A 25529-nucleotide genomic window follows, 5' to 3' on the forward strand; every position below is an offset into this window, starting at 1 on the left:
TCAAAATCTAAAATTGCCAGAGTCTAACTCAATATTTAGCATTCAAAACTGATTATGAGATTTTGGTCTTTTTGGTTTCACAGCTTTGTTCTATCTAGCCAATACAACCCGCCCAGATTTGTAGAATTATTGATGCTCTTATTAGCGATCGCTATGCTGGCAATAGCTAGTATTTTACCAGACAGACCCTATTTAATTTTAGGCTTGAGCTTAGTAGTTGGGGCATCTATTTCTATCTTAGTGCGGGAAGCGATCGCGCCCTCACCCCAGACGCGAGTTACCCAACTCACAGCATCGTTATTGCTCATTATCAGCCTCTATGGTTTTGCTGATTTAATGTATGCTCTTTAATGGGGAGTGGGGAATAGGGAATAGGGAATAGCAAAGAAACTTAATCAATAATTTCCTATGCCCCATGCCCAATGCCTAACAACTTACCAACTCTGTATTTCCACTAATTCCATGCACAACTCATTAATTTGCTCTAAATCAGGTTTGTGAGGCAAAGCAGATTGTTCGTAAACAATTTCCATTTCAGCGACCAAATCTTCTGCTTTTTTCATCACCTCCTCATAAGAATACTCACCCTTTAAAATAGCTTTTAAATCCTCAAAATCACCAGCTATTCTCCTATCTACAATCACTTCACCCCGCCGCAATATTTCTACTCCACTGCGTAACAATCTAATGCAGTGCATTCCATGTTTGAGGTCAAAACCCGATTTTCTTTCCATTTCTGCTCTAGCCGGATTCCTATTTTCCTGCCAAGATAAGTAAGCTTTCCATTCTCTTAAAGCTATTTGATAACTTTGGCTTTTCTGAAGCAGGCGAATAAAATCTTTACGGCTATTGGTTAACTTTTGGGTATATTCCAAAGTTTCATCTGGCAAAGTGTATTGTTTCAACACACCTTTAAAATCAATATCTGCCGTCAGCAATTGGTATAATTGTTCCGCTTCTTCCAAAAATTCAATCCGTCCTCTGATTAAGTTATAAAGATATTCTAAAAAAGCATTTAGCTCATCTTTGCTGAGGGGTGCTTCGTCTTCTATGGCAAAGTCAGATGGTATTGGCTTTTTTTGCGGTGGCTTTAACAACCATTTGCGATGAGTTTCCATTTTTTTGATTTGGGCAAAAGCATAACCAGTGTAAGTATGTTTTACTTTCTTGCTCAAAAATAACTGTTTATGATTAATTAAATGCTGTCCGACTGCGCTTAAAAAAGGATAGTTACTTAACCAGAGCAATTCTAGAACATTGGGATTAGCACCTGCTAATAACTGAAGGATTTTTCTTAATTCATATATAACTGTGTCTTTGTTGCCATCAATAAATGGAAATATTCCTGGTTCATCCCAACCAGAATCTTTTTGTTCTATGTGATCAAACCCTAAGTAATACCTTTTGGGTGCGATAAATACTCCTCGATAATCAAAGTCTGAATCAGGACGATTTAAACCATAGCCGTGGCTACCTGCTAAACCAATTAAGATAGTTCTTTGCTCAACTTCTATTCTTTTCATATCACCTGATTAAAATATTGCCATCCTAACTCATGAGTTCAGCCGATGAGAAATAGGGAATGTAGATGCAGAGGAGCCAAGGGAAGAATTTCTAACTCTTGACCAATAATGACCATTGACTAATGACCACTGACTAATACCAAAAGTTGCTTAGTTTAACAAAAATGCCCCTAAAGGAGATGATGCAACGATATCCCCTTAAGGAGCAAAACTTGTTAATTTAGTTGTTCCTATATTTTGGCTTTCCTAGAACAAGAATTATCTAGGATTAATGTGCCGTCTATTTCCCCATCCTGGATTAATAATGGCGGCTAAATCTTCTTCAGACAATTTGTTGATTTCACTGTCCAGTTCTTCAACGCTGAAATCATAGCCACGCTCTTGAGCAATCTTGACGAAGGCTTCGGGATTAGCTGTTGCTTTGAGTCTTTGCTGTAGCGCTTGATCTTTTTTTACAGCTTCAAAAAGTCGGGTAGCATTTTGCTGTGTCATGACAGTTGATCTCCTGTTTTAAATATCAGGTTTCAATTTAGTAACTTGACTCCTGTGGAATCACTAAATTTTGTGAAGAACCTTTACTATTTAGAGTGTAAATTTAATTTTAAAACAAAGTAGAAGATTGTGTAGATTCTGATAAAAAAATATAAGTTTTAGTCTAAATATTTCTACTAATTTGTAAAACTCAACCCTAAGATGGAAGCAGTCTTTAACTAAATAATATTGGTGTTTAATTGTAAATGCAGTTTACATTCTTTGGGTGGGTGATTCAGCCATAAAGCTTTTGGCAAATAAAAGCTTGACTTAGCACCTGCTCATAAAATACAATATTAGATTGTCTGTCTAATTCCTGCTCGGATCAGGTAGACATATTACAAAAGCTGGCAAATGCCCTCTACACGAGATAAAAACCAGCTACCTGTACGGCAACCTCAAGGACAATTCCATGACCTACGCGATTATTGAAACTGGCGGCAAACAAATACGAGTAGAGCCAGGCCGGTTTTACGATATTGAACTGCTTGCGACTGAACCAGATGAAAAAGTTACAATAGACTCTGTATTACTCGTGCAGCACGATGGTGAAGTTACCATTGGACAGCCACTAGTGACAGGTGCGACTGTAGAAGGGACTGTAATGCGACATTACAGAGGTCGTAAAGTCTTGGTATACAAGATGAAGCCTAAAAAGAAAACCCGCAAAAAGCGGGGGCATCGTCAGGAAATTACCAGACTTATGATTGACTCCATCACTCTTAATGGCGAAGTATTTGCTTTTGAAGGAGAAACTGAGAAGGAAACCCCCGTTTTAGATGAGACTCCTGCCGAAGAAGTTGAAACTGCTGCTGAATAATAATAAGAAGATACACAAGAGGAAATCATGGCTCATAAGAAAGGAACAGGTAGTACACGCAACGGTCGTGATTCTAATGCCCAACGTCTAGGTGTCAAGCGTTATGGCGGTCAAGTTGTACGTGCAGGAAATATTCTTGTGCGTCAGCGCGGCACAAAATTCCACCCTGGTAACAATGTCGGTATTGGTAGCGATGACACTCTGTTTGCCTTAATCGACGGTGTTGTAATGTTTGAGAGAAAGGGCAAAACCCGTAAAAAAGTTAGTGTTTATTTACCCATAACTGCTGCTGAGGCAGCCCCTGCTGAGACCGTAGCAAGTTAGAGTGTAGGGTGGGCTGTTACCCACCCTAATTGCTAGTTAGCGATCGCATATCCCAGCAGTTGATTAAAAGTCGCTTTGTTCCTCTGTTGCCCATAGATTACGGTTAGGAGCATCAAAGCGCAGATATTCTTCAATAACAAAATATTACACAAAGAAATTGGATTCGGTAGCTTGTTATCGTAGGCAATTTTTGTGAGCTTTCGGATGATTGCACTAAATTTTCCAAAGTTCAAGATAGCCAGCAAGAGATATATTTATACTGAAAGTCTTTGGATTAAACGATGTAGTCTTTTGGGTCTAATCACGATAACATAAGTGCAATAAAGACATTGCTTATTATGCTAACCTGCGTTCATTCATTTCAGAATGAGGTTCGGCTGAGAGAATATCTAAATTAGGTTCTAGCTTTGAGCTACCATGAATACCTGAGAAAATGCTGAGAATTAACTAAATTTTCTCAAGGGATAAATTTATGAAAATCATGGCTTCGTTTCAATAAGCTCTCAGAGAGAACTGAGATACTTTGGATGTTCCGGATAACTCAAACATCAGTAGCAAAAGTCTGATGGAGTTTTCTACAAGAAGGTATCTTCTTTATTTCAATAGCCTTTATGAATCTACTTGTAGCTTAATTTCCCTTGAATCAATACAAAAACAACTATCTAAAGGATGAAAGAAGACTATGAACTGGAAAATACTTTGTTTAATTGCTGGTTTAAGCTTAACCACTAGTCTCACTGCTTGCTCTAGCAGTCCTGCAAGCAACAATCAAATTGCTCCTGAAGCCTCTCCTGCGATGAGTAAAGACAAAGCTGGCGATGCAATGAGCAAAGATAAGGCTGGCGATGCGATGAGTAAAGACAAAGCTGGCGATGCAATGAGCAAAGATAAGGCTGGCGATGCGATGGGCAAAGATAAGGCTGGCGATGCGATGAGTAAAGACAAAGCTGGCGATGCGATGAAGCAATCCTCACCTTCCACCAAGCCTTAGCCATAACTAGCCTTACATCTCACTTTTCTTGTACTAAGTATAAGGGCTGCTTACCAAGAAAATCTTGATCCAATCCTTATACTTTGGCGCTTTGACCTCAACAGGAGAAATTCTGATGAATCACAACCTACTTCGTCGGCGTCAGTTGCTTTTTTATCTTGGGTTGGGGATTGTCGGAATCGGTGCAGCCACAACATTTTCCAACTTCAGAAAAGTGGATGCCCCTTCTATCTCTCCTGCAAAAAGTAATAATACGCAAGACTTGGAAACTATTACAGTTAAAACTCCGGCAGATAAGAGTATGCCAGAGTTTCAGGGTATTAATCAGTGGCTTAATTCTACCCCTTTATCAATTGCTGACCTCAAAGGCAGTGTTGTTCTAATACAGTTTTGGACTTTTGCTTGTATTAACTGCCAGCGTACTCTGCCCTACATTACTAGATGGCATCGACAGTATGAGTCAGAAGGACTCAAGGTGATTGGCATCCACACACCAGAGTTTGCCTTTGAGCGAGACGCAAACAATATAAAAAAGGCACTACGACAACACCAAATTACCTATCCAGTTCCGGTTGATAACGAGTACAAAACCTGGAACGCTTACGAAAATCAGTATTGGCCCCATACGTTTTTAGCCGATCGCCAAGGTTTACTACAATATGACCATATTGGTGAAGGGGCATACGAAAAAATAGAGCAAACTATCCGCCAGCTATTGGGGTAGAAGGAATTATGACAACTTCTACTTTGTCAATGAGTCTGGCTTTACTGGGGGGAGTTCTGAATGTGCTTTCACCCTGTGTTTTACCAATTTTGCCTGTGCTGTTGGGGCGATCCCTCCAATCCCACATCTACGGCCCAGTAGCACTGTTAGGGGGATTAATCACTGGTTTTGCACTGGCTGGTAGTTTACTAGGTGTAACAGCAAGCTGGTTTACAGGTTTGGCTAATTTATTAAGGAATGGCGCGATCGCACTCCTTTTATTTCTGGGATTACTCGCAATTTTCCCTACCTGGAGTTACCGAATATTTTCTTATTTTCCGGTCAGCAATTGGGCTAAGAAAACCCCGCGAATCGGACTTATGGGAGAGTTCTGGTTAGGTACTCAGTTGGGGCTTTTATGGACTCCCTGTGCTGGGCCAGTTTTGGGAGGTGTTTTAGTCCTAGCAGCAGTTAATCATCAAGTCATAGGTGCATTTTGGCTACTGCTTGCTTATGGAATCGGAGCAGGTTTGCCTCTTTTAGCGATCGCCTACGGTGGGCGAGTACTCAGCCAACGAATCCTTAATCTCCGCTCCCATAGTGCAACGTTGCAGAGGATTGGTGGCGTAGCGATCGCGGCCACAGCAATTGCTATTCTTCTCGGTTGGGATGTCCAGGTGCAACTTTGGCTGGCTCCGTTTTTTCCTACTCAACGTCTGTGAAACGTGCCAATTTTAGATTTTGGATTACAAGACCCAATCCGAAAGTCTAACTGGGAACAATCTAAAAATCTAAAATCCAAAATTCAAAATCCAAAATTGGTATGAACTCATCTAAACGCAAAGTCTGGTCAACCCCAAGTCAGACTTTTTTATCAAAAATCTTTCACTGGATTAATATCATCAGTCTCATTTTAATGATCGCTAGCGGACTGCAAATCTATAATGCCAATCCGGTATTTGGAGGGCGTGAAGGTTGGCATTTTCCTGACCTTCTGTTGCTAGGAGGTTGGTTAGCGGGTGGCAGACATTGGCATTTTGCTGCTATGTGGCTGTTTTCGCTGAACTTACTTTGGTATGGACTTTATATCTTTGTAACTCGTCGTTGGCAGCGTCGCTTTGCCGATGGCGGTGATTTAAAAGCATTGCAAGTCAGCCAGAACCCAAAGCGCAAAAACTACGCATGGCATCGGCTAGTCTATACTGCTATTATTCCAGTGCTGCTGCTGGCAATCTTGAGTGGTCTGGCGATGTACAAACCTGCTCAACTGCATTGGCTTTCCGGGCTGTTTGGTAATTGGCAAACTCTACGCACTGTTCACTTTATCACTGTTCCCACAGTCATACTGTTTACAATTGCTCATTCCTTACTTGCCCTGAAGGTAGGAAGCATCCGTCTAGTTAAGTCTATGTTCCTGTAGAGGTACTTATGAGTCTGATTCTTCCCAAACGCACCCTATCCCGTCGCCGGTTACTGCAAGTATCTGGACTTTCAGGGTTAGGCTTTCTTTTAGGTGGCTGTGGGACAAATTTGTTCTCAGATAATCTGCGGCAAATATCTGAGCCACTAAATCAAAGTCTTGAAGCACTCCTGCTAAGTCAAAAACCAGTACCAGAATTTCCTGTTAGTGCCATAGAACCAGACAAATTGCTAATTAATACCTTTGACTTTACGCCGCAAATTGATCCAGTACAGTTTCGCCTGACGATTGATGGCGAAGTTAGTAACACCATGCAATTGAGTATGGCAGATATTCAAAAACTCCCCTTGACTTCAATGGTAATTCGCCATGTTTGTGTTGAAGGCTGGGCTGCGATCGCTCAATGGGGAGGTGTGCGATTACGAGACTTGGTAGCACTGGTACAGCCTAAGTCAAACGTCCGCTATGTCTACTTCAAATCTGCTGATGGCTACTATGAAAGCTGGGATCTTGCCTCTGCTATACATCCCCAAACTCTCATGGCTTATCAAAAGAATGGACAACCTTTATCAGTTGATAATGGTGCGCCCATACGCCTAGCATCCCCAATTAAACTGGGCTACAAGCAAAGTAAATGGGTAACTCAAATTACATTCGTCAGCAATTTGTTACCTCGTAAAGGCTATTGGGAGGATCAGGGCTATGAGTGGTTTGCAGGGCTATGAGGGGGCAGGGGACAGGGGAAAATTTTACTAAAGTCCAACTCAAAACATTAAAATGCGGCAGACCACGTAAACGAATCAAGGTGTTGGCTGCTGATAAAGGGTACGACTCGAAACAAAAACGTGCTGACCTATGTAAACGAGGTATTCGTCCTCAAATCCCATGCGCGAGTCTGGAAAACCAAGAAAAACAGAGGAAGACACATCAAAATCTCTGTTCTTAGATTTCAGCAGGAGCGTTGTTTTGCTTGGTATCAACGCTCTTAAGCGCCGTCTCGTTGTCAGATGGGAACGTCAAAAGGTTTACTTTGACCCATACATTGACCTTGCTACTATCCACATCTGGATTAACAAAACATTATCAGTGGGATAGGTTCATATAGCAATCCTAAATCATTCGTGAGAGAGAAAAACGCTGAAAGGCTTTAAAGTACGTATTTTTAATCTCAGTATTTTCTCACGTTTCAATTCGGATTGCTATAGTTTCAAGAGTATTTACAGTAAAAATACTGCTTTAGTAAGCAACATGCTAGATTTAATGCTCTTAATTAACAGTTAATAGTATGTTAAACCCTGTATGATGATAGAATTCATATCTGAGTTGTTCAACAACATTTCAGAGAAAACCGTTATCAAACAGGCTTTTCAATCTCAAGATGTTCTCAAAAATAAAATTGTAGTCCTATACTACTCTTCCATTACTGTAGATAAAGAAAAATAAGACGTGATTTTTCAGCTGCATATAAGGTAGGAGTTTGAACTTTAATTTTTTGACAGAATTGCTGAGATGAATACTTTTGATTTGCTATTAGTTACGTAAAACAAGTAGTTGTGAGGAATTTGTCATGTCTTTGAATCCCATAATCAGCAGTGCATCTACTTTTACATATACAGATAGCTCTACAGTACAAATCCTGTTTATCGATACTCTTGTCAGTAACGCAGAAATTCTTCTAAAAGGAACTTTTCCTAGTGTTGAAACTGTGATTCTGTCAGCACAACGAGACGGCGTAGAGCAAATTACAGAAGCATTAAAACAACGCCAGAATATAAAGACAGTTCACATTGTTTCTCACGGTGCGCCTGGATGTCTGTATTTAGGTAATAGCCAACTTAGCCTTGATACCTTAAAAGATTATGTGCCCCAGCTACAGGGATGTTCAAGAGAAAATCTCAATTTACTTTTATACGGTTGTAATGTTGCTGCTGGTGATGCGGGAGAGGAATTTCTCTACAAACTACATTCCTTAATGGGTGCTAAAATTGCTGCTTCCGCTTCAAAAACAGGTAATACAGAATTAGGAGGAAATTGGGATTTAGAAGTGACTATGGGTGAGATTAAACCCCAACTCGCTTTTAGCGATCAGGCAATAGCAAATTATCCAGGTATATTAGGCTCCACAGTCCCATTTGATGTTGCATCAGTCTTTGATGCTGATGTCATTGTCAACCGTACCGGAGGTGTCACTGACACCATCCAAACAGCGATTGATGGGAAAAACTTTGCTTTGATAACCCAATCCTTCGCTACTTTTACCAATAGTACTTTGGGTAATGGACTGCCAGATGACGGATTTTTTGGGGCTACTAGCTTCAATCCAGATATTCAACTCAGTTATAGAAACAGTGAAAACGGCAATAATGCTCGTCTAATTACAACTTCTACTGGGAATTTTACGTTTAATGTTTCGAGTGGTCAGTATGCTTATGTGCATTTGGCCTTAACTTCAACAGAAGCAAGCAGTAATGTCCGTTTGACCTTGAACTATAGTGATGGGACAACGCAAACAACTGATAGCCAAACAATTCCCGACTGGTTTAACGAAATTACCCCATCAACAACTCTTTACTATTTAATTGATGGCTTAGACCGTAGTAAGGCTGATGGGACTGGCTTTGAAAATGCTAATGATCCGGCGATATTTGGGGTAAGGGTCTCAGCGGATGCAACTAAGACGCTTGAGAGTATCACACTTGAGAAAACAGCTTCCACAGGGTATTTAGCCTTTTTAGGGGCGACGGGAGAGTTAAATACCCCACCCACTTTACAAACTGCGATCGCGGATCAAACAGCTGAAGAAGATACAGCTTTCAGCTTTACTTTTGATGCTGATACTTTCAGTGATGCAGATACCGAAGACATCCTTACCTACACTGCAACTCTGGAAAATGATGACTCACTACCCACTTGGTTGAACTTCAATCCTACTACCAATACCTTCAGTGGCACTCCTACGAATCAGGATGTAGGTACTCTCAACATCAAAGTCACCGCTACAGATAGTGCTGAAGCTATAGCTACTGATGTGTTTACACTCACGACGGTTGCCCAGGAGACTCCTACAATTCCTACTGTCGATTCTACCCTGTTGATAAATACTACAGGCGATATTTTTAGCGTCAATACTAACGCGAACAATGAAGATGAAGATGATCAAGGAAAACTCTCAATCAAGATTAAAAACAATACCTCTGACAAGGTAAATGAACTGAATGTATTTACCGTTGACGATGAAGAAGGTAGAATTAATGGCATAGCTCCTGGCGCAGAAGGCTATACGCAAGCGGCTCTTTCGCGTTCAAAGGTGGTTTTTTCCACTCTTGCCAATCTACCTAATGGTTTCAATCCCACAGACCTGATAAACATATTAGAATTTGACTCTAATACCAAACTGAGATTTTATCTGGTATCCGACAGTACAACTCAAGCTATACTGTCCGGAAAAACCTCTTTGTCAAATGTCTCTTTTTCCTCAACTATAACTAACAATACAGAACAAGAAAAAGGGTTTTCTGTTAACTTCCAGAATTTGGTTGTAGATATTCAGCCAACCAATGAAGAGACATCTTTAGGCACTGGTCTGCAAGGAAAATATCAAGGTGAACTGATTGATTTAGATAGTGTAACAGAACCAGTAAAAGCTGAATTTATAGTCAACAGAGAAGCAATATATAACAACTATGTTGGCTTCTATAAAATTGCTGATGAAAATGGTGGAATTGACACTAACAGTGATGGAAAGGCTGACATTCTTGTTGGACAAACTGGTTACACTGAAGCTGCTGTGGCTAGACGTGTTGTGGGAATTGACTTGACTGTGAATAATCAAGCTAAAGTAAATTACACTGGCACTTTCGAGACTGATTCTTTGTTTGCACCATTTATTATTGTTAATGGTAAACCCGACGCAATTCAGAATGGTAATGCCAATCTGGATGTTTACTTCTCATTCTTAGGTGCTAACTCAGATAAAGTAGACCATATTCGATTGTTGGGAAATAACAGTTTTGGTTTTGAAGATTTAGCAAATGGTGGTGACAAAGATTACAACGATATGATCGTGCAAGTCAAATTAACAAACAATATCGGATAAGAACAATAATGATAATCATTGTGAATAGGGTAAGAGGATGTTTGAAGAGTCTTCTTGTCGGGATCAAAAGTTCTAAATCCCTCTAAATTCATGCCACTTGCTCCACTTAAAAAGGGGGACTTTGATTCCGGTTCCCCCCATTTTTTAAGCTACGGTGTACACACAAGTCCTAAGTAAACTACTAACAGAAGGAGTTGCCAGGAGTAAAATTCGGATTTCTCACAAGAGAGTGGGGGAGGGGTGGGAAGAAGCGAGATTTTTATCCCCCATCTGAGCTTATTTTATGTCTTCCCACACTCCCTGGAATTATCACAAGGGAGAATTCCAGGTCAAGCACATTTTACGAAAAGAAGTAGGGATTTTTAGAATAGTCGGATAGGTTCTTACATCTTTACACTATAGAGGGATGGGAAATTATGGGAATTAGTTAAAAATCGTTTGGGAAGTAGACAAAAAATCAAACACCCAATATCTGAAACTCTTTATCTAGAATTGATTTTGACGAGCTAACAAAGGACACGAGTTTTAGTCCACAAAGCACGGAAAAGTAATAGCATGACTACAGAGAATCTAAGTACCTTACCATCATCTCCAGCCCAGACCGAATTAGAATTCATAGATTCACCCGGTTGTCAATCAACAAGTCTGCACGACTCGGATGTACCAGAAGTGGACTTGTTTAGTCCACTGAAAATTCGAGATATCACCCTGCCCGATCGCATCGCAATGTCACCAATGTGTCAATATTCGGCAGAGAATGGATTCGCAAATGATTGGCATTTTGTCCATTTGGGAAGTCGGGCTACTGGAGGCACTCATCTGATTGTAGTCGAAGCTACAGCCGTGACAGCCCAAGGGCGAATTACTCCTGGCGATCTTGGTCTTTGGGACGACATGCATATCGAGCCACTAGCTAGAATTGTTCGTTTTCTTCGTGAGCAAGGAGCGATCGCAGCGATTCAATTAGCCCATGCTGGCCGGAAGGCGAGTTGCAATGTTCCCTGGCTGGGTGGTAAACCGTTGACACCTGAAGAAGGCGGTTGGCCTGTAATCGGGCCAAGCCCAACTCCGTTTCAAGAGGGCGGCCCCATTCCCATAGCCCTCAATGAGGTTGGGATTGAAGAGGTGATTGAAGCTTTCGTTGCCACAGCCCAACGTGCCGTTCAAGCAGGCTTTCAGATTATCGAAATCCACGCGGCTCATGGATACCTACTGCATTCCTTTCTTTCGCCGCTAAGTAATCAACGAACAGATGGTTATGGAGATTCGTTGGAGAACCGAATGCGTTTGTTACTGGAAGTGACAAGACGAATCCGAGAGATTCTGCCAAGCGGGATGCCGCTTTTTGTGCGCCTCTCTGCTACCGACTGGGTGGAGGGAGGTTGGGATCTCAAGCAGTCAGTGATATTATCCCGCGAACTAAAGGAATTAGGCGTTGATTTAATCGATGTTTCCACAGGAGGCTTAGTCCCTCATGCCAGGATTCCCGTGCAGACAGGTTATCAAGTGCCTTTTGCTGCCAAAATCCGAGAAGAGGCTGGAATTAGGACTGGGGCTGTGGGGATGATAAAGGAGGCTGAGTATGCCAACCAAGTAATTACTCGTGGATGTGCGGATTTAGTTCTCATCGGTCGAGAAATGCTCCGCGATCCATATTGGTCGATTCATGCGCGTTCCCATTTGGATGAGGAACCTAACTGGGCTTTGCCCTACGGGTATGCAGTTAAACAACGGAGACAAGGGAAATAAATGTGAACAGCAGGTGTTGCGATCGCAATGGTAAAGTTTGAGATTGCAACGCTGCGATCATAATCGACTTGTGTTTAAACTGATATCATGTCCGCTTAATTACTTATCAAACAGACATGATTCATATGAGAGGTTATTCGAGACTTGGGGCTTAAGCCCCAAGTCTTGCCATGTCGTCTTGACAAGGCTACCTTAAACCTTAGACGTGAGAAATCTTGATATTTCCGCATGTGCCAACACAGCAGCAGGTTCGCGCTGAAGAGCGTTGTAATACTTTCTCTCGAAGGTATTGCCCGTCTCTAACGGTATAATCAACGTGCGGACATCAGCAATCAACTTTTCAAAATCCTCCATTGCTATCGGTTCATCTGCTTCGAGCATTTCATCAACTTGCACAACCATCTCGGAAATGCGATGTAGCCAAGCAAATTGTTCATGAGCGATAACTAACTGAAGTAGTTCTCCGCTTGATACTCGTCCACTAACCTGTTCGTAGGCAATACGTTCTGTATCTAACAACATCTTGTGAAGATGGAGTAATTTATTTCGTAAATCACGCAGATATTGATGTTGGCGTATTCTTTGTGAAAGTGTATTAGAAGTCAATGTTACCCATCCTTTCGTTACGATAGTCTTGAATGGCTTAAATGATTGCTGCGTCAGTATTCACCACGAATAGACTTTAGCGAACAACTGGTTTGTTGAGTGATACGCTAGCGATGAGAAGCATATCCAATGATGGCGTAGCAAGATCCCCGTAGGTATACGGGAGCGCTACTCAACATACATCGTCACTTCCTCACTGTCTTGTATAAACAGCATCATTAGCTATCTGCTCAACCTCAGTTCATGTATTCGGTTTCCTTGTTAAGACGCATGACAATCAACATATCTTTTTATAACTGTAGTATCTTATATTTGATTACTCATATATTAGCATAAACTTATAAGAAGTACATAGTGTGGAATCTATCGAGAAAATATCAATTATGGGAAAACTGTCTTAATGTCGCTAGCATACGTAATTCTAGGTCTTCTTCAGCAGCAGGAAATGACGGGCTATGACCTCAAAACGAGCTGCTTTGATCAATGCATTGCTCATTTGTGGCCAGCAGACCAGGCACAAATTTACAGAACTCTCGATAAGCTAGTTGAGCAAGGCTGGATTACCTGTACAATTGAGATTGGGCGCGATCGCCCCAACCGCAAAGTCTACAGCGTAACAAAATCAGGGAAAGCCGAATTTGCCCGATGGCTTGGAACTCATCAACCCTTGCCAACTATCCGAGAACCAATGCTAGTCCAGTTGCATTTTGCAGATCAGTTGTCCAATGAAACTATTATTTACTTACTAGAGCAACAATTAGCGGCTCGAAGCAAAAAGCTTGCTGAATGTGAAACCATCGATTTGCCATCACTTGGTGATGAGTCTGCCAACCGTGAGCAAGTAATGCAAAGGCTGGTGCTGGAGTTGGTGATCCGAAGAGAACAGACTTATATTGATTGGTTGAAGATAGCACTCAATGTTATCAGTCACCAAAAGCCTTATACATCAAATTATCAGATTCATTGATACACCCTCAATACTTCTCGGGTTTTGCATTTTTAACTCGGAATCGGGTAAAGGGGAATGGCACTAAGTTAAGCTGAAGGGTAAGCAGCGTAGGGATTGCAGAGGGGCAGGGGGGCAGAGGGGATTGAACTTGGCACATTGAACTCTCCTCTGCTCACCTGCTCAAGGTTTTGAGAGATGTGGTGAGAAATCTGGGTATGGGGCAATACGGTTCAGATAAGCTTTTATTTCCCCCCTGCTTCCCCTGCATCCCCTGCTCCCCTGCCCGCCTCAACGAATAAATTTCCTTAACTGAACCGTGGGGCGTTTTCACCAGAATCTTTGCGCTAGCATCTCAAAAAGAGGAAGCCGTTGGCTCTAGCTCGTTTTTCTGTAACTTTGATAAATCAAGGCAATGGTAACAACAGCAATCAATCCGTATCTTGATCGTAATTTTGCTCCAGTTCATGAAGAAATCACCACCGACAAGTTGCCAGTCATTGGTGAATTACCCTTTGACTTATCAGGGATGTTTGTCCGAAATGGCCCTAATCCTCAATGGAAACCCATCGGTGAATATCACTGGTTTGATGGGGATGGGATGTTGCATGGTGTGCAAATTAGCAACGGCGTAGCTACCTATCGCAACCGTTACGTCCAGACAGCCGGATGGAAAAAAGAACGAGAAGCGGGTAAGGCTCTCTGGAGTGGATTTTTAGAACCACCACAAATGGATAACTCCCACGGTGGCTACAAAAATACTGCCAATACTGCCTTAGTGTGGCACGCGGGCCAGATGTTAGCGTTAAATGAGGGGGGTAAACCTTACGCCATCAAACTTCCTGAATTAGAAACTATTGGCGAGTATACCTACAATGGCAAGCTGGTTTCTGCCTTCACAGCCCATCCCAAGGTAGATGCAGTGACGGGCGAAATGATGTTTTTTGGCTACTCTGTGTTTGCGCCACCGTACCTGCAATATAGTGTGGTTTCAGCACAAGGCGAATTGTTGTGGACAGTGCCAATTGACCTGCCAATGGGGGTCATGATGCACGATTTCGCCATTACTGAAAACTACACTATTTTTATGGATTTGCCGTTGACTATTAACCCAGAAAGAGCACAACGGGGAGAACCTGTAATGATGTTTGAGCGCGATCGCTCTAGTCGTTTCGGCATTCTACCACGTCATGGTAACAACAGTAATATCCGATGGTTTGAGAGTCCTGCTTGCTATGTCTTCCATACCCTCAACGCTTACGAAGAGGGAGACGAAGTAGTGCTGATTGCCTGTCGCATGAATTCTACTACTGTGTTGATTTCTAGTGATTCGCAACCCGATCCAGAAGGAAATATCCCGCGCTTATATCGCTGGCGATTTAACCTCAACACAGGGACAGTACGTGAAGAAATGTTGGATGATGTAGCTTCAGAATTTCCCCGCGTTAACGAAAACCTATTGGGGCGGCAAAACCGATATGGTTACACTAACAAAATGGCGAATACTCCCCTACCTTTATTTGAAGGTATCATTAAGTACGACTTCAGCAATGGAAAGTCCCAAACCCATAAATTCGGACAAGGGCGCTATAGCGGTGAAGCTGTGTTTGCACCACGTCCTGGTGCAACTGCTGAGGATGATGGCTGGTTGATGACTTTCATTCACGATGAGAATTCAAACACTTCAGAATTGGTAGTGGTGAATGCCCAAGATATAACGGCTGAACCTGTAGCGCGGGTGATAATTCCTCAACGAGTGCCTTATGGATTTCATGGTACTTGGGTTGCAGGGGAATAGTCGATCACTTCGCTTTTACAGTCAGCAATTATTATAAAAAGACCTCTCCCTGGTTTTGCATAGCAGAACCAGGGAGAGGTTAGTGCAACTCACGTTTACGCTTTTTCCCTATACCCACCAGCGTAATCAATTACACAAATTGTTCTATATAATTTGTGAGTTCCATAAGCAACACCAGATACTTTAAAAGCGCCGTTAAAAATGTTTGTTCGATGACCGCGATCGCGCACACCATCATCAATAATTAACTGCATAACAATATCTTGGGCGGTGTTTGGGCCATAACTAATATTTTCGCCTGCGGTTGTTTGCCATCTACCATAGCGGTTGATGCGAGTAAAGGGGTTGCTACCATCGCTACCATTATGACCTAGAGCACCTTTTGGCCCTTGATCTTTAACATGGTCTTTTGCTCCTAAAGACATACCCTTTGATGCATTCAACGCCCCTACAGGACGTGTTGATTTCAAAAATGCGATCGCCTCATCAACTGCTCTAACTCCTTCTTGAGTTCGCAAATAGGTATTATTAGAAATTTTGACTCGGTTCCCTTCAAAGCGCTTTCTATAGTTTTCCAAAATCGGGAGATATGACTTGGGATTTGTTCGTACCTTATTTGTTTCAACAATTACCTGTTGTTCTAGCGGTGAAAGATAACTCGCCTTTGCTAATAAAGTTGGACTGCTAGGTTTAACTACTGCTGGGTTAGAATTTGCTACAGAAGGGTTAGATTGCAACAGTTGATTTGAGCAACCGAAAATCAGGGCTACTGGCAAAAGTACCCAAAATTTAATGCGATGCATTTATTACCTCACAATTTTTTCTATGGATTAATTTAGTGAATTAAAAGAAATAATAATTTTCAACACACACAGAAGTTTGTAGACGCTTCTTTATTCAGAATTGTCAAACATCAGAACTTGGATCATTCCCCTAACAAGAACAGAAATGAGTTGATCAAGATTATAGATAACACTGGGATCATCTTTGTTCCTTGAGTGTTAAAAAAGATTACTTAATACTTGTTGTAACCTAGCTAACACTGAAACGTAAAGCACAAAAAAGATTTTAAATTTATCAAAGAGAATTCAGAAGTCAGGAGCCAGAATTCAGTATGAATTCTGAATCGATTTAGCGGATGAATAAACGGGTCTAAAACCCCCTCCAAATCGGAGATTTGGAGGTCTTCAATTCCTGCGCCGGTCTGAATCCCCGACTGATTAATTCTGACTGCTGAATTCTGACTTCTGAATTCTTCTTCAATATGCCTGCTTTGTAAGTACAATAACTCAAAACCTTCGATATTTGTCGTCACTGCCCAACTGCGATTATTTATCCCTATACCCATCAGCGTAATTAATTACACAAATTGTTCTATATAATTTGTGAGTTCCATAAGCAACACCAGATACTTTAAAAGCGCCGTTAAAAATGTTTTTTCGATGACTGCGATCGCGCACACTATCATCAATAATTAATTGCATGACGATATCTTGAGCAGTGTTAAAGCCATAAATGATATTTTCGCCTGCGGTTGTTTGCCATCTACCATAGCGGCTGATGCGAGTAAAGGGAGTACTACCATCGCTACCATCATGACCTGTAGTACCTTTTGGCCCTTGGTCTTTAACATGGTCTTTTGCTCCTAAAGACATACCCTTGGATGGACTCAATGCTCCTACAGGAGGTGCTGATTGCAAAAATGCGATCGCCTCATCAACTGCTTTGACTCCTTCTTGAGTTTGCCAATAAGTATTATTGGAAACTTTTACTAGGTTTCCTTCAAAGCGCTTTCTATAGTTTTCCAAAATCGGGAGATATGACTTAGGATTTGTTCGTACCTTATTTGTTTCAACAATTACCTCTTGTTCCAACGATGAAAGGTAACTCACTTTTGATAAAGTCGGATTAGTTTGTGGAACTAATGCTGGGTTAGAGTAAGCTACAGACCGATTAGATTGAAAGAGTTGATCTGAGCAGCCAAATATCAACCCAATTGGCAAAAATACCCAAAATTTAAGGCGACGCATCCATTACCTCACATTTTTTCTGTGAATTAATAGTTTGAGTGAATTAGACAAAATAAATCTGCAAACGCTTCTGTGGCATCTTGTAACCTCAGTAACACTGAAATGTAAAGAACAACCAAAATTTTTTCATTTTCTGATGCCTGCTTGCAAATTTACACTTTGAGAAACCAGCGTTGGCGATACATCAGAACACCAATAGCCCACCACAACAACACGGTGACAAGGGCAAATAATAAGGAACCATTCAGAACTCCCGCCCAAGATGCGAAAAAATTCTGATAAATCCAATTGTAGGTACTGGGAGCATCTTTGCCTGTGCCAATAGTGGTTTTCACTAAGATTTTAATCAATAAAACGGATGGAACAAAAAGAGCGATCGCATTTAAGCCCATAATTTCAAAAGGTTTACTCCAGCGACGATTCGCCCGGACTTCGATGAGTTCATAACAAGCGGCTAGCAAAAGTAACGCCCAACCACTGGTAAAAACTACATAAGAACTTGTCCACAGCTTTTTGTTAATGGGAAATGTCCACCCCCACGCCCAACCAATAATTAAACAACCAACTCCAAATAATGCTAACCCAATACTTGTGCGTGACTGTACAGGTTGACTTCGTATCCATTGACCAGTAAAGTAGCCAGCGAGGACGCTTACTATCGCAGGAATAGTACTGAACAGTCCCTCTGGATCTCCCATAAAGTTGAAACTATCACCTTTATATAGATGTGCTTTGGGAATAATCAGACGGTCAATATAAGCACCGAAATTACCTTCTCGTGTCAAAACTCCTGCGCCATATTCTGGGACTGGTACGTACATCATTATTAGCCAGTAGCCGATAAGTAGCACGCCTGCTAGTATCCATTGTCCTTTACGCGGAAGATTGAGAACTATCAAGGAAGCTAGCAGATAGGTAATGCTGATGCGCTGTAACACTCCCATAATGCGGATACTACTCAAGTCAAAAGTCCAAATACCTTGATTCCAAAAGCCATTTAGTAGTAATCCCAAGGCAAAGAGAATGGCTGCGCGGCGTAAGATGCGCCAGTAAATAGTTGAGGTTGTTTTGTTATCTTCGGTGTATTTTGACAGCGAGAAAGTCATCGCTACACCAACAATGAAGAGAAAAAAAGGAAATACCAAATCAGTTGGTGTGCAACCGTGCCAATCGGCGTGGGCTAAGGGAGGATATACATCATCTGCGACTCCCGCCATATTGACGAGAATCATTGCAGCAATGGTAATGCCGCGAAAAACATCCAGTGAAGTCAGGCGCATAAGCGGAATTTTATGTTAAATGAGTATCTAAGTACAGCATTTCATTAATTCGTAGCTAATTAAATTTAGCAATGCCAACGCATCGACTAACAATGCCAACGCATCGACTTGCAATGCCAACACATCGACTTGCAATGCCAACGCATCGACTTGCAATGCCAATGCATCGACTTGCCATGCCAACGCATCGACTAACAATGCCAATGCATCGACTTGCAATGCAAACGCATCGACTTGCAATGCCAACGCGTCCCCTTGCATTAAAAACGCTACGATTTTACGCAAAGCTGTACTAAGTTACCCCGCTTGATGCAAGTAATCAAACAAAATTTATAAACTTAGATACAAGGTAAAATTTTGTTAAGTAATTACCACAACTCGCTATGCCAATCAAAGTTGGAGATACTGCTCCTAATTTCACTTTACCTGCTCAAAACGGCTCAACAATTAGCCTGCAAGATTTTCGCGGCAAAAATGTTGTCCTATATTTTTACCCCAAAGATGACACACCCGGATGTACTGCTGAATCCTGCGCCTTTCGCGATCAGTATGAAGTGTTTAAAAGTGCTGGCGCTGAAGTTGTCGGCGTGAGTGCTGACTCTACCGAATCTCACCAAAAATTTGCTGCGAAATACAATCTACCTTTTACGCTGTTAACTGACAAAGGCGACCAAGTACGGAAGCTATATGGCGCAACAGCAGCCTTTGGCTTATTCCCTGGTCGCGTTACTTACGTCATTGACCAACAAGGAGTTGTGCAATACGTCTTTGATTCAATGTTTAACTTTAAAGGTCATGTAGAGGAAGCACTGAAAACTTTGCAACAGATTGCGAAATGAAGGATTGGGAACTAGGGATTGGGTACTGGGGATTAATAAACTCTTTCCTAGTACCCAGTCCCCAGTCCCTACTCCCTATTTAGAGTGCGATTTTTCCTGCATCGCAATATTGGCATGGGTTGCTTTACCATTCTTGCCGTTAGTATGGCCGTTAGCATTACGGGGATGGATCACGCCATAACCGCCGTGGTTGCGTTCGTAAATTACATTAATCTCTCCAGTTTCAGAATTACGGAACATATAAAAGTCATGCCCTACGAGTTGTAGTTGTTCCAAGGCTTCTGCAAGAGTCATCGGCGGCATGGAAAAATATTTGGTGCGGACGACTTCGTTGGGTAATTCAGGGGTGCGATCGCCAATTAAATCTGTAACTACCGATTCTACAACAACTACTTCTTCTGGTTGGGATTGAGTTTTATGGTCTTGACGCCGTTCTTTGTATTTCCGCAGTTGACGGGCAATTTTATCTGCAACTAAGTCAATACTGGCATAGAGGTTTTCGCTGCTTTCCTCGGCACGGATAACGCTACCATTAGCGTAAATAGTTACTTCAGCCGCTTGTCTTGTATTAATTCGAGGATTACGGGCTACGCTAAGATGCACATCTACTTCATTTGTAAGGCTCTGAAAGTGACTAACTGCTTTTTCAATCTTTTGATGTACATATTCCCGAATCGCATCGGTAATTTCAATATTTTTGCCGTGGATGACAAGCTTCATGTAAACTCTCCCACTGAATATTTAATGTGTGAATTTGCTTTGTATGAAAAGAAATTGCGGTAAGGTTTATTACTCCCGCCAAAACAAATTGTGAACTTTTTCTATGTACTGCTGGTAAGCTGTGTCTAAGCTTATTGCACCTGGGTTATCGCTCATTATACCCTTGATTTTCCTCTTCATCTCTGCGCTGATATCCAATTGGATATCCACCTAGAATTCTTTGGTGAGGAAAATTTAGCATTGTTAAAACAACGCTTACAGAACTTTTGATAGTTGCTCCTTCTGTGTTCGGTTAAACTTTGCTTGCTTTTGTTCAATAATACAAGTCTTTGTGCCAATTTGATTCTATTTGAAATGCAAACTAATGTTATGAGAGTCATCAGCCAGTACATTCGTCTTTATCGTCTTGGCATGATGCTTATTGCAGAGAATTCCTCCTAAAAACCTATTATTGAGGTTGTATATTCAAGCTAGCACTTTGTATTTTCTAATGCATGTTCCCTTGACTTTCCTTTAAAATCCTTTGCAAATCTTGACATGTTTTGACTCCAATCCTGTAATTTGAAATATATTCCGCCCTTAATGCAGTTGATTTTTGGCATAATCCATAGTATGGAAACCCACAAGAACCGTTGTTTGCTATATAACCAAGGATTAATGCCTTACTTAGAAGCTCATAGATGGCAGCGATCGCTCCTGACTGAGCGTATCCATAATCCCAGTCTAGATGACGTGTTAATTTTGCTAGAACATCCACCCGTCTACACTTTGGGACAAGGAAGCAACTCAGATTTTCTCAAATTTGACATTGACAAAGGTCAATATGATGTGCATCGAATTGAACGGGGCGGCGAGGTTACTTACCATTGTCCTGGTCAATTGGTAGGGTATCCAATTTTAAATCTGCAACGTTATCGTAAAGACCTCCATTGGTATTTACGCCAACTCGAAGAAGTCATAATTCGGGTATTGGCAGTTTATGGGTTGCAGGGAGAAAGAATTCCGGCTTTTACTGGCGTTTGGTTACAAGGGCGAAAAGTTGCAGCTATTGGTATTAAAGTCAGTCGTTGGATTACCATGCACGGCTTTGCATTAAATGTTTGTCCAGACATGACAGGCTTTGAGCGCATTGTACCCTGCGGTATTTCTGATAGACCTGTAGGCAGTTTAGCCGAATGGATTCCAGGTATCACCTGCGAAGAAGTGCGTTTTTACATAGCACAGTCTTTTGCTGAAGTCTTTGGTGTGGAATTAGTCGAGTCGCAGCCTCAAGAATTTTTCCGGTATGAGTAAATTCAGCTTGTAATTATGTAATAAATACTATAGCAGTCCTACTTAAATTGTGAGACACTGATGAGGGTAGCCCATATTTAATAGTATGAAAATAACTATTTAATTAAGGTTCTCAAAGCTAAAATCTGATTATTTACAAATTTTTATACTAAATTTTTACGGCTGTCAACCACAACTTTGCGCGTGAATTACTCAAATAATCTCCAGGTATATCCCCCATCTTTAACGTCTTTGAGAGAACGTGATTGGACAGCTTTGATAGAACTATTTGATAGAGATGACGTTGATGAGATTGAAGCTGATATCCACAGTAGTTTGTTTTGGCTGATACCTGAACCTTGTTGGGAAGATGATCCCTTTGAGTTCTTGCGTGAGTATCTTTGAATTGTAGGGAGTAGGGAATGGGAAGTGGGGAGTGGGAAGGCAGAGGCAGAAATAAGCAAATGCTCAATTACGAATTATTTGAAGGCGACTGAGGAAAAGACGTAGGCGATCGCTTTGGGGATTAGTCAGCAGTTCATAAGCTGGGCCTTGTTCTGTCACAATACCGTTATCTAAAAATATCACCTGATGGGCTACTTCTTTTGCGAATTGCATTTCATGGGTGACAACTACCATTGTCATCCCTTCAGATGCCAATTGTTGCATCACTTGCAAAACTTCGCCCACGAGTTCAGGATCTAAGGCGCTGGTGGGTTCGTCAAATAGCATGATTTGAGGATTCATGCATAAACTACGAGCGATCGCTACTCGTTGCTTTTGTCCGCCAGAAAGTTGTTCGGGATAAGCAGAGGCTTTTTCAGATAAGCCAACTTTTTCGAGATATAACCTTGCTATTTGGGCGCTTTCTTTCGGTGTTTTACCCAAGACTTTCTCAGGTGCAAGTGTCATATTTTCTATGACGCTGAGATGGGGAAACAGGTTGAACTGTTGAAACACCATCCCTACTTGTGTTCGTAGTTGGCGCACTTGGCTATAGTTGAGAGTAGGCCTAGATAAGTTAATTCCGTTGATGATTAAACGCCCTTTGTCAATAGTTTCTAGGCGGTTGAAGCAGCGTAGTAGGGTACTTTTACCACAGCCGGAGGAACCGATAACTGCGACGACTTCTCCCCGGTTGATTTCGCCTGTGATTCCTTTGAGGACTTTGAGGGAACCAAAGTTTTTTTCGATATTCTCAAAAATAATGGCGGGGATGGTATTGTTCATTACTTATGTCAAACTGCTCTACAGTTGATTGTAAGGTTTTAAAGTAGACGTGCAGCGGTCGTAAAAACGCCTCAGAATTAATTTCTTGGCGGGAGATTGAACAGTTGCATATAACTTGAACGAACCGCCAAGACGAGGCAGTGCGTTGGGCGGCTTTGCCGACTTGAAGCAACTGCCGTGCCAAGGGCGCAGAGAGGAAGAGAAAACAATATGGCTAAATTTGATTTTGGGCGTTGGCTGCGCTGGTGTGTGGTTGTAGGTTTTAGCTGTTTGTTACTAGCTGGCTGTGCTGTGAACTCTAGCGCGGGTAAAACTCTGCAAATTGCTACTGATCCGACGTTTCCACCTTTTGAGTTTCAAAAAGAAAGTGGTGAGTTACAAGGTTTTTCTGTTGAGGTGATGAATGCGATCGCGGTTGCTGCTAACTTTAAATTCAATTTTAAAAGTCTGCCTTTTGATGGCATTATCTCAGCTTTAGGAGCCAAAACGGTAGATGCGGCGATTAGTTCCATCACGATTACGGAGGAGAGGGCGAAAACTATTTCTTTTTCCCGTCCTTATTTTAAGTCTGGGTTAGCGATCGCAATTCGTGCAGACAATAAAGATATTACTGGTTTTGACAGCCTCAAAAATAAAAAAATTGCTGTACAAATTGGTACAACTGGGGCTGGAAAGGCTAAAAGTATTCCTGGGGCGCAAATTCGCAGCTTTGATTCTGCGCCCATAGCCTTGCAAGAATTGCTCAATGGCAATGTGGATGCAGTAATTAATGATGCACCTATGACTGTATATGCCATTAATACGGGCAATCTTCAGGGAATTAAAATAGTACAAAAATTGCTGACAGAGGAGTTTTATGGAATTGCTACACCGAAAAACTCGCCGAATTTGACATTGATAAATAAAGGCTTGGATAGGGTACTGGAAAATGGCACTTATTCCCAAATTTACCAGAAATGGTTTAAAGTTGAACCGCCATCATTACCAGCTAAATCACTATTTGAGAATCAAAATAACAATAACGCGCCTAAAATATTTACCTCATTTGGCGTGATTTTGCAAGCTTTTCCAACTTTATTACAAGGTGTGTTGGTAACGTTGCAATTGACGATACTTTCTGTAGTGTTTGGTTTAATTGGAGGTTCCCTGATTGGTATTGTCCGCCTTTCTCATATTGCACCTGTGCGTTGGGTGGCGAGGGCGTATGTAGATTTTTTCCGGGGAACACCTTTGTTAGTGCAAATTTTTATGATTTACTTTGGATTACCTGCAATTTTGCAAGAGCTTGGTTTGACATTTAGTTTTGATCGCCTAACTGCTGGGGTAATTGCTTTAAGTTTAAATAGTGCCGCCTACATTGCCGAAGTTGTTCGTGCGGGGATTCAATCAATTGAACCAGGACAAGCAGAAGCCGCACAGTCATTAGGTTTGAGTTCTGTACAAACAATGAGTTATATAATTTTCCCTCAAGCTTTTCGACGGATGATTCCACCCTTAGGTAATGAATTTATTAGTTTGTTGAAAGATACAAGCTTAGTTGCAGTGATTGGTTTTGAAGAATTGTTTCGCAAAGGACAGTTAATTGTCGCTGATAACTATCGCGCTTTTGAAATTTATGCGGCGGTGGCGTTGGTTTATTTATGTTTGACTTTACTTTCTTCACAAGCATTTAGTCGTTTAGAAGTGTGGATGAATCCAGTCAAACGGCACAGAAAGTACGATGCTTAATAATCTTTGAGTGATATTATGATTTCTCCATTTCACATAGTCGTAAAACCTAACCTCATAAGGCTTTACTCATAACGATTCTATTTTTTGGCTTTTTCTATGATAGAGCCATGATAATTAAGATTTTTAAATGTATTAAGTTGGGTTGACGCTTGAAATAATCTTGCTGAAAAAGGGGAAGACTATGGTTACTCTCTAACAGGAAAATTTCCATGAAAACCCTCAACAGCAAAATGCTCAAAAAATCTCTGCTTAACTGTTTGATTTTGCCTTTTTCTCTAGCAACCGGGCTGTGTGTGGGAACGCTTTTTGATTCTCAAGCCAATGCTTTACCAGGGCAAAGTACAGAAGAAGTAGGCACTTGGATTAAAGCACATCCCACACTCCGTCCCAGAAGTGGAGAGGAATTATTTGTGCAAAAGACTGATACAGCTGCTCAACGATTCACTTTTCAAGCATCGGTATTACCTCCCGGTAGGGTGGAATTTTCCAAAGACCGTAGCACAATTCGGAGTGAGCGCATTGCCATGTATGATGCCATTAACGGCATGACATTTACGCGTCTCCAGGAATCTTTGCGGGTGATTTATGGCTTAGAGATTTATCAAGATTACGATCGCGCCCAAGTTGTGTACGAGTATCCCAACGAAAACTTAGTGAACTCGGCGCGTCTTGCCAAAACTCCAATTCGGGAAGCTTTAAAGGGAGAATTACGAGTAGGCGATCGCTATGTATACTGGGTGGAAATTGCTCAACCCAAGACTGGCAAAGCTTTTACTGGTCAAATGACCATTTTGCTCAAAACTGATCTAGACAAATTAGAAAGGGAACTGCAAACTCGGTAATAAGCATCGGGCATTGGGAATGGGGCATTGGGCAGAAGTTCTAAAATGTTTGAATTTTGTTAGCGCAGCGTAAAGCCT

Annotated in this window: 28 protein-coding genes; 18 read left to right on the forward strand and 10 right to left on the reverse strand. The window is 41.5% G+C overall.

The annotated features are described in order from the left end of the window. Positions 1–54: 54 nt before the first annotated feature. The gene (locus RMY00_RS25140; protein ID WP_322650154.1) at positions 55–351 is read left to right on the forward strand and encodes a hypothetical protein; all 297 of its coding nucleotides are present in this window, start codon (positions 55–57) and stop codon (positions 349–351) included. Between the two features lie 83 nt (positions 352–434). Here the strand turns inward: RMY00_RS25140 and RMY00_RS25145 are convergent, their stop codons facing one another. Next, positions 435–1523 (reverse strand): DNA polymerase beta superfamily protein, encoded by a 1089-nt coding sequence (locus RMY00_RS25145; RefSeq protein ID WP_322650155.1) that lies wholly within the window; start codon positions 1521–1523, stop codon positions 435–437. Positions 1524–1781: 258 nt separating this feature from the next. Beyond that, positions 1782–2015 (reverse strand): Nif11-like leader peptide family natural product precursor, encoded by a 234-nt coding sequence (locus RMY00_RS25150; RefSeq protein WP_109008244.1) that lies wholly within the window; start codon positions 2013–2015, stop codon positions 1782–1784. Positions 2016–2466: 451 nt separating this feature from the next. Here RMY00_RS25150 and rplU point away from each other — a divergent pair, with 451 nt between their 5' ends. After that, complete coding sequence (gene rplU / locus RMY00_RS25155) at positions 2467–2874, forward strand: 50S ribosomal protein L21 (protein ID WP_322650156.1); 408 nt, start codon at positions 2467–2469, stop codon at positions 2872–2874. Positions 2875–2901: 27 nt separating this feature from the next. Continuing rightward, a complete protein-coding gene (gene rpmA / locus RMY00_RS25160; protein ID WP_322650157.1) occupies positions 2902–3198 on the forward strand; it encodes a 50S ribosomal protein L27 in 297 nt (98 codons plus the stop codon). A gap of 32 nt (positions 3199–3230) precedes the next feature. Here the strand turns inward: rpmA and RMY00_RS25165 are convergent, their stop codons facing one another. Continuing rightward, the gene (locus tag RMY00_RS25165) at positions 3231–3443 is read right to left on the reverse strand and encodes a hypothetical protein (RefSeq protein WP_322650158.1); all 213 of its coding nucleotides are present in this window, start codon (positions 3441–3443) and stop codon (positions 3231–3233) included. Between the two features lie 437 nt (positions 3444–3880). Here RMY00_RS25165 and RMY00_RS25170 point away from each other — a divergent pair, with 437 nt between their 5' ends. The 8 genes from RMY00_RS25170 (at position 3881) to RMY00_RS25205 (ending at position 12157) form a co-directional block, all read left to right on the forward strand. Beyond that, a complete protein-coding gene (locus RMY00_RS25170) occupies positions 3881–4189 on the forward strand; it encodes a hypothetical protein (protein WP_322650159.1) in 309 nt (102 codons plus the stop codon). A 115-nt stretch (positions 4190–4304) separates the two neighbouring features. Beyond that, positions 4305–4913, forward strand: coding sequence for a thioredoxin family protein (locus RMY00_RS25175; protein ID WP_322650160.1), 609 nt, complete (start codon positions 4305–4307; stop codon positions 4911–4913). An 8-nt stretch (positions 4914–4921) separates the two neighbouring features. Further along, the gene (locus RMY00_RS25180; protein ID WP_322650161.1) at positions 4922–5614 is read left to right on the forward strand and encodes a cytochrome c biogenesis CcdA family protein; all 693 of its coding nucleotides are present in this window, start codon (positions 4922–4924) and stop codon (positions 5612–5614) included. A gap of 101 nt (positions 5615–5715) precedes the next feature. After that, on the forward strand, positions 5716–6312 hold the full coding sequence (locus tag RMY00_RS25185) for a cytochrome b/b6 domain-containing protein (protein WP_322650162.1): 597 nt from the start codon (positions 5716–5718) through the stop codon (positions 6310–6312). 8 nt (positions 6313–6320) lie between these two features. Continuing rightward, the gene (locus tag RMY00_RS25190) at positions 6321–7037 is read left to right on the forward strand and encodes a molybdopterin-dependent oxidoreductase (protein WP_322650163.1); all 717 of its coding nucleotides are present in this window, start codon (positions 6321–6323) and stop codon (positions 7035–7037) included. A 160-nt stretch (positions 7038–7197) separates the two neighbouring features. After that, positions 7198–7407 (forward strand): hypothetical protein, encoded by a 210-nt coding sequence (locus tag RMY00_RS25195; RefSeq protein WP_322650164.1) that lies wholly within the window; start codon positions 7198–7200, stop codon positions 7405–7407. A 472-nt stretch (positions 7408–7879) separates the two neighbouring features. Further along, positions 7880–10408, forward strand: coding sequence for a DUF4347 domain-containing protein (locus RMY00_RS25200; RefSeq protein ID WP_322650165.1), 2529 nt, complete (start codon positions 7880–7882; stop codon positions 10406–10408). A 555-nt stretch (positions 10409–10963) separates the two neighbouring features. Then, positions 10964–12157 carry an NADH:flavin oxidoreductase/NADH oxidase gene (locus RMY00_RS25205; RefSeq protein ID WP_322650166.1) on the forward strand — a complete coding sequence of 398 codons (1194 nt, stop codon included), beginning with the start codon at positions 10964–10966 and terminating at the stop codon, positions 12155–12157. A 192-nt stretch (positions 12158–12349) separates the two neighbouring features. Here RMY00_RS25205 and RMY00_RS25210 read toward each other — a convergent pair whose 3' ends face one another. Beyond that, positions 12350–12763, reverse strand: coding sequence for a hypothetical protein (locus RMY00_RS25210; RefSeq protein ID WP_322650167.1), 414 nt, complete (start codon positions 12761–12763; stop codon positions 12350–12352). 400 nt (positions 12764–13163) lie between these two features. Between RMY00_RS25210 and RMY00_RS25215 the strand changes: the two genes are divergently transcribed. Then, positions 13164–13730: a PadR family transcriptional regulator gene (locus tag RMY00_RS25215; protein WP_322650168.1), complete on the forward strand. Its 567-nt coding sequence runs from the start codon at positions 13164–13166 to the stop codon at positions 13728–13730. A 394-nt stretch (positions 13731–14124) separates the two neighbouring features. Further along, positions 14125–15507 (forward strand): carotenoid oxygenase family protein, encoded by a 1383-nt coding sequence (locus RMY00_RS25220; protein WP_322650169.1) that lies wholly within the window; start codon positions 14125–14127, stop codon positions 15505–15507. 95 nt (positions 15508–15602) lie between these two features. On the opposite strand, the gene RMY00_RS25225 is transcribed toward RMY00_RS25220, so the two are convergent. The 4 genes from RMY00_RS25225 to RMY00_RS25240 form a co-directional block, all read right to left on the reverse strand. After that, positions 15603–16310 carry a CAP domain-containing protein gene (locus RMY00_RS25225; protein ID WP_322650170.1) on the reverse strand — a complete coding sequence of 236 codons (708 nt, stop codon included), beginning with the start codon at positions 16308–16310 and terminating at the stop codon, positions 15603–15605. 525 nt (positions 16311–16835) lie between these two features. Further along, positions 16836–17537, reverse strand: coding sequence for a CAP domain-containing protein (locus RMY00_RS25230; RefSeq protein WP_322650171.1), 702 nt, complete (start codon positions 17535–17537; stop codon positions 16836–16838). A 152-nt stretch (positions 17538–17689) separates the two neighbouring features. After that, complete coding sequence (locus tag RMY00_RS25235) at positions 17690–18817, reverse strand: acyltransferase family protein (RefSeq protein WP_322650172.1); 1128 nt, start codon at positions 18815–18817, stop codon at positions 17690–17692. A 27-nt stretch (positions 18818–18844) separates the two neighbouring features. After that, on the reverse strand, positions 18845–19078 hold the full coding sequence (locus RMY00_RS25240) for a hypothetical protein (protein ID WP_322650173.1): 234 nt from the start codon (positions 19076–19078) through the stop codon (positions 18845–18847). Positions 19079–19200: 122 nt separating this feature from the next. On the opposite strand from RMY00_RS25240, the gene RMY00_RS25245 reads away from it, so the two are divergent. Then, positions 19201–19656 (forward strand): peroxiredoxin, encoded by a 456-nt coding sequence (locus RMY00_RS25245; RefSeq protein ID WP_322650174.1) that lies wholly within the window; start codon positions 19201–19203, stop codon positions 19654–19656. 75 nt (positions 19657–19731) lie between these two features. On the opposite strand, the gene hpf is transcribed toward RMY00_RS25245, so the two are convergent. Next, complete coding sequence (gene hpf / locus RMY00_RS25250; protein ID WP_322650175.1) at positions 19732–20376, reverse strand: ribosome hibernation-promoting factor, HPF/YfiA family; 645 nt, start codon at positions 20374–20376, stop codon at positions 19732–19734. Positions 20377–20988: 612 nt separating this feature from the next. On the opposite strand from hpf, the gene lipB reads away from it, so the two are divergent. Both lipB and RMY00_RS25260 read left to right on the forward strand, forming a co-directional pair. Next, complete coding sequence (gene lipB, locus RMY00_RS25255; RefSeq protein WP_416212100.1) at positions 20989–21669, forward strand: lipoyl(octanoyl) transferase LipB; 681 nt, start codon at positions 20989–20991, stop codon at positions 21667–21669. A 183-nt stretch (positions 21670–21852) separates the two neighbouring features. After that, positions 21853–22053 carry a hypothetical protein gene (locus tag RMY00_RS25260; protein WP_322650176.1) on the forward strand — a complete coding sequence of 67 codons (201 nt, stop codon included), beginning with the start codon at positions 21853–21855 and terminating at the stop codon, positions 22051–22053. Positions 22054–22116: 63 nt separating this feature from the next. Here RMY00_RS25260 and RMY00_RS25265 read toward each other — a convergent pair whose 3' ends face one another. Next, complete coding sequence (locus tag RMY00_RS25265) at positions 22117–22878, reverse strand: amino acid ABC transporter ATP-binding protein (RefSeq protein ID WP_322650177.1); 762 nt, start codon at positions 22876–22878, stop codon at positions 22117–22119. A gap of 210 nt (positions 22879–23088) precedes the next feature. Here RMY00_RS25265 and RMY00_RS25270 point away from each other — a divergent pair, with 210 nt between their 5' ends. After that, entirely contained in the window at positions 23089–24606 is a 1518-nt protein-coding gene (locus RMY00_RS25270) for an ABC transporter permease subunit (RefSeq protein ID WP_322650178.1), read from the forward strand. A gap of 233 nt (positions 24607–24839) precedes the next feature. Beyond that, complete coding sequence (locus tag RMY00_RS25275; protein ID WP_322650203.1) at positions 24840–25451, forward strand: hypothetical protein; 612 nt, start codon at positions 24840–24842, stop codon at positions 25449–25451. The last annotated feature ends 78 nt before the right edge of the window (positions 25452–25529 follow it).

Origin of the sequence: Nostoc sp. ChiVER01 (assembly GCF_034531155.1) — a bacterium.
Classification (GTDB): Bacteria; Cyanobacteriota; Cyanobacteriia; order Cyanobacteriales; family Nostocaceae; genus Nostoc.

What these genes read in the sequence shown, in the direction of transcription:
- RMY00_RS25145 (WP_322650155.1), bottom strand. Translation starts at nt 1,523, where the DNA reads ATGAAAAGAATAGAAGTTGAGCAAAGAACTATCTTAATTGGTTTAGCA.
- rplU (WP_322650156.1), top strand. Translation starts at nt 2,467, where the DNA reads ATGACCTACGCGATTATTGAAACTGGCGGCAAACAAATACGAGTAGAG.
- RMY00_RS25275 (WP_322650203.1), top strand. Translation starts at nt 24,840, where the DNA reads ATGCTCAAAAAATCTCTGCTTAACTGTTTGATTTTGCCTTTTTCTCTA.
- RMY00_RS25230 (WP_322650171.1), bottom strand. Translation starts at nt 17,537, where the DNA reads ATGCGTCGCCTTAAATTTTGGGTATTTTTGCCAATTGGGTTGATATTT.
- RMY00_RS25175 (WP_322650160.1), top strand. Translation starts at nt 4,305, where the DNA reads ATGAATCACAACCTACTTCGTCGGCGTCAGTTGCTTTTTTATCTTGGG.
- RMY00_RS25220 (WP_322650169.1), top strand. Translation starts at nt 14,125, where the DNA reads ATGGTAACAACAGCAATCAATCCGTATCTTGATCGTAATTTTGCTCCA.
- RMY00_RS25200 (WP_322650165.1), top strand. Translation starts at nt 7,880, where the DNA reads ATGTCTTTGAATCCCATAATCAGCAGTGCATCTACTTTTACATATACA.
- RMY00_RS25265 (WP_322650177.1), bottom strand. Translation starts at nt 22,878, where the DNA reads ATGAACAATACCATCCCCGCCATTATTTTTGAGAATATCGAAAAAAAC.
- RMY00_RS25245 (WP_322650174.1), top strand. Translation starts at nt 19,201, where the DNA reads ATGCCAATCAAAGTTGGAGATACTGCTCCTAATTTCACTTTACCTGCT.
- RMY00_RS25240 (WP_322650173.1), bottom strand. Translation starts at nt 19,078, where the DNA reads ATGCAAGGGGACGCGTTGGCATTGCAAGTCGATGCGTTTGCATTGCAA.
- RMY00_RS25270 (WP_322650178.1), top strand. Translation starts at nt 23,089, where the DNA reads ATGGCTAAATTTGATTTTGGGCGTTGGCTGCGCTGGTGTGTGGTTGTA.
- lipB (WP_416212100.1), top strand. Translation starts at nt 20,989, where the DNA reads ATGGAAACCCACAAGAACCGTTGTTTGCTATATAACCAAGGATTAATG.
- hpf (WP_322650175.1), bottom strand. Translation starts at nt 20,376, where the DNA reads ATGAAGCTTGTCATCCACGGCAAAAATATTGAAATTACCGATGCGATT.
- RMY00_RS25235 (WP_322650172.1), bottom strand. Translation starts at nt 18,817, where the DNA reads ATGCGCCTGACTTCACTGGATGTTTTTCGCGGCATTACCATTGCTGCA.
- RMY00_RS25215 (WP_322650168.1), top strand. Translation starts at nt 13,164, where the DNA reads ATGTCGCTAGCATACGTAATTCTAGGTCTTCTTCAGCAGCAGGAAATG.
- RMY00_RS25195 (WP_322650164.1), top strand. Translation starts at nt 7,198, where the DNA reads ATGCGCGAGTCTGGAAAACCAAGAAAAACAGAGGAAGACACATCAAAA.
- RMY00_RS25190 (WP_322650163.1), top strand. Translation starts at nt 6,321, where the DNA reads ATGAGTCTGATTCTTCCCAAACGCACCCTATCCCGTCGCCGGTTACTG.
- RMY00_RS25140 (WP_322650154.1), top strand. Translation starts at nt 55, where the DNA reads ATGAGATTTTGGTCTTTTTGGTTTCACAGCTTTGTTCTATCTAGCCAA.
- RMY00_RS25180 (WP_322650161.1), top strand. Translation starts at nt 4,922, where the DNA reads ATGACAACTTCTACTTTGTCAATGAGTCTGGCTTTACTGGGGGGAGTT.
- RMY00_RS25170 (WP_322650159.1), top strand. Translation starts at nt 3,881, where the DNA reads ATGAACTGGAAAATACTTTGTTTAATTGCTGGTTTAAGCTTAACCACT.
- RMY00_RS25205 (WP_322650166.1), top strand. Translation starts at nt 10,964, where the DNA reads ATGACTACAGAGAATCTAAGTACCTTACCATCATCTCCAGCCCAGACC.
- RMY00_RS25150 (WP_109008244.1), bottom strand. Translation starts at nt 2,015, where the DNA reads ATGACACAGCAAAATGCTACCCGACTTTTTGAAGCTGTAAAAAAAGAT.
- RMY00_RS25185 (WP_322650162.1), top strand. Translation starts at nt 5,716, where the DNA reads ATGAACTCATCTAAACGCAAAGTCTGGTCAACCCCAAGTCAGACTTTT.
- RMY00_RS25225 (WP_322650170.1), bottom strand. Translation starts at nt 16,310, where the DNA reads ATGCATCGCATTAAATTTTGGGTACTTTTGCCAGTAGCCCTGATTTTC.
- rpmA (WP_322650157.1), top strand. Translation starts at nt 2,902, where the DNA reads ATGGCTCATAAGAAAGGAACAGGTAGTACACGCAACGGTCGTGATTCT.